Source organism: Streptosporangium sp. NPDC049644 (assembly GCF_040675205.1).
Lineage (GTDB): Bacteria > Actinomycetota > Actinomycetes > Streptosporangiales > Streptosporangiaceae > Streptosporangium > Streptosporangium fukuiense.
On sequence record NZ_JBFAOJ010000207.1, the window covers coordinates 1 to 4,161 of the forward strand.

Here is a 4,161-nt window from a genome sequence, read left to right on the forward strand (position 1 = left end):
GCCACCGACTCGACCGCTTCCCGCCATGCCGGGTCGTGTAGACATCCGGTCCGGGTGAGCCGGTCGGCGAGGTCACGGCGAAGCCGGGCCGCCAGGGTGGGCGTGCCATGAACGGTCACTGTCGTTCCTCCAGGAGCAGATCGGCGAGGGCTGCGGCGATCGGCAGGCCGGTAACGTCTTCCAGCCGGCCCCACTGCCCGTTGGGGTTGCACTCAAGGAACATCCGAGCACCCTCGGTGGTGAGCGCGAAGTCGAATGTCGTGATCGGTGGGAGTCTGCCTGCCCAGCTCGATCTTGCTGACCTTGGACGCCTGCCACCCGGCCTGACCGGTGAGCTCCCTGCCGCTCAGACCTGCGTCCAGCCGGACCTCTCGCAGCCTGAAGCCCAGTGATTCGCGTGCCTGGCGGATGTCACTCGACACGCTTCACGAATTCATGGCGGCCCGCTGGGCGGCGAACACGGCCGCCATCGGCACCAGGTCGGCTGCCTCCACGGCGGTCGGTCCCGTTCCTGCCTGCTGATCAGGAGTGTGTTCGGGTACAAGTCGTTTCCAAGAGGGTGCGCCCATCCTGCGGGGCATGTACAACACATGCGGGGCTCTGAAGCATGACCGACAAAGCTAAGCCCGGCAAAAAGCCGTGGTGGTATGTCCTGCTGGCTGTGCTGGTCGGCCTCGGGGGTCCGATCTACTTGGTGACGGACCTGGTCCTGTTCGTGGTGGAGGCGTCTCAGCCGTGCGTGTCACCGCCCACAGGCACCTGGCCGCCGACTGCCGCCCGCACCGAGACCTTCATCGACTTGCCGCTCATCGCGGCGGACATGCCCCGTACCTTCCCCGGCCCGGACGAGGAGTCCGTCATCGTCGCGGTCTACCAGACGCCCGGCGAGAAAAAGGTCCAGGTATGGCGGCGCTACCCAGAACATACAGACCCGGTCGCCTCACTCGACGAGGAACTGCAGCAGTCCGGTAGCGAGACGGTCAGGGGCAGATCCGGCACCAAAAGCATCGATGCCTGCGCCGAGGGAATCGTGGCGATGCCTACCAGTCCTCTCGGTGGCGCGGCGGCCTGCTACCCGTCCCAGTTCAGCGACGCGAAGACCTACATCTACGAGCCGGGGGCGGTATGTCTTTTCTTCGACCGGTGGTCCGGGGCGGAACTGGAGGGGCCGGACATGACCGTGAGCGAGCTGGCCGAGCTGATGTCCCGCCTGCGACCCGCCATCCAGGTCCCGCGCACCCCGTGACCGTCCCCCTCGCCGGGTACCGCGCGTTATCTCTGGCCTGTGACCCCGTATTTCCGCGACGCCCACCGCTCCGAGCCGAGGGTACGAGCCTGTCCTTCAGAGGCAGGTCAGCAGGAGCGATGCCGCACCCATGCTCGCCCGGCCTCGGCGGCCCGCGCTCGGAAATCGCGCCCTTCCTCCGGGCCGAACCGCGCCTTGTACAGGCGGAACATCGTCCACAGCGCGGCCAGGCCGGTCACCGCGTCCACGGGCGCGGACCGCCAGGCCGGCACCCGGGCCAGCAGCGCCTCGGTCTGCTCCGGGGTGTGACCCGCCTCGACGAGGCGGGGAGCGAGCATGACCGCGTCCACCCACGCGGCACCGCGCACCGCGAACGCCCAGTCGATGACGTACGTTTTCCCGCCATCGATCCGGAAGTTCCCGGGGTGCAGGTCGTAGTGGAGCAGGGTGTCACCATCCAGCGCCTCGGGGTTGAACCTGCCGAGCGCCGTCTCGTACATACTCCGGTACGGCAGCTCCCCGGAGAGCAGGCTCGCGGCCTTGGCCTGGAGGCCCGCGATGTTCACCGCGACCTCCGGAAGCCCGCCGGGGCACGGGGTGAGCGCCTCGTTCAGGACGACCAGGGTGTCCAGCACCAGCGGCACATCCGGCGAACCGGGCGACAGATCGGCGTCCCGGCCGTCGACGTACTCGTGCAGCAGCACGATCCATCCGTCCACTTCGCCGCTCCAGCGCAGGCGGGGGGTGGGGAGGCCGGGTGGCAGTACGGCGCCGACTCGTCGTTCCCGCTCGTACAGGGTCGCGGCCGGGCCGGCGGTGGGGACGGCCTTGAGGAAGACGATCCTGTAGTCATCGGTGTACAGGCGGGCAGTGAGCCCTGGCATGAGTCCCTTGGTCACGGGTTCGGCCTTGAGGACATGGCCGACCTGCCGCTCGACGGTGGCGCGCACGTTGCTGGGGAGGTCGTCCCACTGGGGTTTCATGGTCAGCTCTCCCTCGGGTCGTCTGCGCAGCCCGCGTAGCACTGGCTGCATTCGCTGGCTGGGATCCACAGCTCGGGGATGACCGACAGGCCGGCGATCCGCATCGCCTCACGGTAGACCCGATCACAGTCACGGGGTCGTGAATCGCGCCCTTGGGGTGTCGATGGGCACGCAATAAATGAACTGATCAGCGAGCTTGGCACAGAGCCCTTGAACCGCATTCGGGAACCGAGCACCTCCCCCGAGCCGGGCTCAACTCGGCTGCGTAGAGCAGGCTTCAAAATGATCTTGAGTTCCCACTTCGCATCTCGAACCGGACATAGATAGACAAATTCTCTTTTGTCACCCCAACGCCCTATCGTGTCCAACATGACTGGCGATGGATGGGATACCCCTGTTGACTCACTTATGGGGCGCGAAGAACGTATGGCGAAGTACGGAGGTGCCAAGTACGGCGGCATCGAGCCATCTCGAAAAACTCCAAATGTTTTCATCTACTCAGATCCAGCTCGCGGAAAATCATTTGGCTATAACTTCGACGGCTGGAACGAGGACAACACTGTATTCCTGTACACCGGCGAAGGGCGTGTAGGCGATCAGCAAATGCGGGATGGAAATCGAGCCATCCTCGAACATCACACAAAAGGTCGCGCTCTCCGTTTATTCGTAGCCGATGGGCTAATTCCCGGAACTGATCAGAAGAACCACCGCTATGTCGGCAAGTTTGAGGTAGATAGAGAGCGACCATACTTTCTAGAGGAAGCGCCAGATCAAAAAGAGGAATTACGTACCGTATTCGTATTCCGACTCCACCCATTGGGTGAAGCACTACACCGAAGCGCCGATCGGAGCTGCAGCGGAGATATTCGCCTCGTAACCGAAACTGTACTTGTCCCCCTGGAAGCACATATATCCCAAACCTTCGAAAATCCCGGGGCGAAAGCAACAACCGCCACCCGCCGGGAAAGCGAACTCTGCGCTAGATACGTCTCCCATCTCGGTCGCTATTTTCAACGATGGAAGATTACCCCGGCCGGTGAGACTCGACCTCTCTTTACAGATCTGTACGACCAAGAAGAGAATGAGTTATACGAAGCCAAAGGAACTGCAACACGCGACGCAGTGCGGCGTAGCGTTGGCCAATTACTTGACTACCAGCGCCATATCACGCCCAAACCAAACTTAACACTCCTACTGCCTCACCGCCCGAGCGACGATCTAATCAACTTCCTTCACAGCGTAGGAATATCTTGTGTATACGAAGAACCAGATGCAGAGTTCTCTCGCATAGACGCTGCAGCCAGGGAAGGTTAAGCAAGGAGATCCTACAAGTCCATGACACTCATACCTTTCGGCCGCCGCTAGGGACAAGCTACGCTAATCGTCGACCAAGGAGGGTTCCCTCTCGGAAGCGGTGAATAGGAGGAGCCAGTCATGGATGAGGCACCCATTCTGGGTCTGCACGACTCCCTGATCACCAACCAAATCGCCCAAAAGATTGTTTCCTGGCGCGAATCGGGCCACCTTGTCGAAGTATCCCAGGTTGACGAAGAAGAGGTCGCTCACCTGCTTGGCCGGTTCATTGGGGAGGCAGCAACCCGAGCGATGACCGCGCTCAAGAAAACCGACGAGCAGGTGGAGTTGGCGAATCAACTTTTGTTGCGTTTGGCCGGGCCTGAGTCCATCGAGAACGGGCCGAACAGACTGTTGTCGGTTATCAAGGACGCGCCCGGAGCGACCCTTCCTGATCGACCGTTGACCTCGTTGTCGGAGGCGGCACTACTTACCAATGCCAGGGAGGACCCGAATCTGGCACATGAACTGGCAGCGGAGCTGGCTACTGACCATGAAATCTCGGCGTGACGATGTGCACGGGGCCGCTTCCAGTTCGTTGTTCGCGTAGGTGTAGACCTGAAGGTATGAGATACGCGG

5 protein-coding genes are annotated in these 4,161 nt (G+C 62.3%); 3 read left to right on the forward strand and 2 right to left on the reverse strand.

Translation table 11 applies throughout. The features are described 5' to 3' along the window. Window positions 1-212 precede the first annotated feature (212 nt). Window positions 213-422 (reverse strand): helix-turn-helix transcriptional regulator, encoded by a 210-nt coding sequence (locus tag AB0J58_RS44225; protein ID WP_364227669.1) that lies wholly within the window; start codon window positions 420-422, stop codon window positions 213-215. Window positions 423-607: 185 nt separating this feature from the next. Here AB0J58_RS44225 and AB0J58_RS44230 point away from each other — a divergent pair, with 185 nt between their 5' ends. Continuing rightward, window positions 608-1,246: a hypothetical protein gene (locus AB0J58_RS44230; RefSeq protein WP_364227671.1), complete on the forward strand. Its 639-nt coding sequence runs from the start codon at window positions 608-610 to the stop codon at window positions 1,244-1,246. Window positions 1,247-1,353: 107 nt separating this feature from the next. Here the strand turns inward: AB0J58_RS44230 and AB0J58_RS44235 are convergent, their stop codons facing one another. Continuing rightward, window positions 1,354-2,229 carry a phosphotransferase gene (locus tag AB0J58_RS44235; RefSeq protein ID WP_364227674.1) on the reverse strand — a complete coding sequence of 292 codons (876 nt, stop codon included), beginning with the start codon at window positions 2,227-2,229 and terminating at the stop codon, window positions 1,354-1,356. Window positions 2,230-2,598: 369 nt separating this feature from the next. Between AB0J58_RS44235 and AB0J58_RS44240 the strand changes: the two genes are divergently transcribed. Beyond that, entirely contained in the window at window positions 2,599-3,543 is a 945-nt protein-coding gene (locus AB0J58_RS44240; RefSeq protein ID WP_364227677.1) for a restriction endonuclease, read from the forward strand. Between the two features lie 120 nt (window positions 3,544-3,663). Further along, on the forward strand, window positions 3,664-4,092 hold the full coding sequence (locus AB0J58_RS44245; protein WP_364227680.1) for a hypothetical protein: 429 nt from the start codon (window positions 3,664-3,666) through the stop codon (window positions 4,090-4,092). Window positions 4,093-4,161 lie beyond the last annotated feature (69 nt).